Origin of the sequence: Nonomuraea sp. NPDC050643, from assembly GCF_040654715.1 — a bacterium.
Classification (GTDB): domain Bacteria; phylum Actinomycetota; class Actinomycetes; order Streptosporangiales; family Streptosporangiaceae; genus Nonomuraea.
Genome location: NZ_JBFAIM010000196.1, coordinates 1 through 1008, shown reverse-complemented (window position 1 = coordinate 1008; position 1008 = coordinate 1). Strand labels below are relative to the sequence as shown.

The following is a 1008-nucleotide window of genomic DNA, read 5'->3' as shown; positions in this document are numbered from 1 at the left end:
CTAGATGATTGAGTCCAAGGGGTCAGGGATGGTCAGTGGTCGTAAAGGATCAGTGACCTCTTGATCGGCTGGCCGGTGTGGTCGTTGTGCCAGATCGCCGTGGTCAGCGCCAGAATCTTGATGAAGATGCGGATGATGACGCCGGCCGGGGTGCGCCCGCCGTGTCGTTCGAGGTCGAGCTGGCCCTTTAAGGTCTGATTGATCGACTCGATGACCTGGCGTAACGGCTTGAACAGGTGCGCGCCGGCCCGTTCGGCCTCACCGGCACGGGCCGGGCGCAGTAGCCGCATCCCGTCCTCGGCCAGCTCCCGCTCGAAGGCGCGACCGTAGTACTGCCGGTCGGCGATGATCGTCTGATCGGGATGCTCGGCCGGCACCCGGGGCGCGGTGGCCAGCATGTCCAGCAGCACTTGACGCTCGTCGGCCTTGGCGCCGCTCAGCGCGAACAGCACCGGCAGCCCGCCCAGGGTGCACACCAGGTGCAGGCGCAGCCCCCAGAAATACCGGGAGTGGGAGGCGCAGTAGCCGTACTCGGCCCATCCGGCCAGCCGGCTGCGCCGCGCGGTCTCCACCGAGCGGCCGCACTCCACCGGCGTGGAGTCGGCCACCCACACATCGTCGCTCCACAGCGAGGTGTCGCAGGCCAAAACCCGGATCACCGCCATGACCAAAGCGACCGACTTACGCAACCGCTTGCCGTAGCCCGATTGCTGGGGCAGGTAGGGGAACATGCCGTGCAGTTCGGCGTGTGCATACCGCAGCCAGCGGCGCTCGCGGTGGAAGCCCAGCAGCGCCGACAACACCGCCAAAGTCACCAACTCGGCGTCGCTCAGCGTGGGCGCGATGCCCACCCTCGGTCGCCACGGGGCCAGCTCCGGCGCACTCTTCAGCAGATCATCGACCCTCACATAGAGTGCGGTTGCGAGGGTGTCCAGTTCGGTCGTCACAACCCGAGGATGGACATCCTCGCCCTATCTCCGCAGCTACGCCTTGGACTCAATCATCTAG

General features: G+C 66.4%; 1 protein-coding gene. It reads right to left on the bottom strand.

Annotated features, from left to right (window positions below; genetic code table 11):
- Positions 1 to 32: 32 nt before the first annotated feature.
- Entirely contained in the window at positions 33 to 947 is a 915-nt protein-coding gene (locus AB0I15_RS66945; RefSeq protein WP_358121250.1) for an IS982 family transposase, read from the bottom strand.
- Between the last annotated feature and the right edge of the window lie 61 nt (positions 948 to 1008).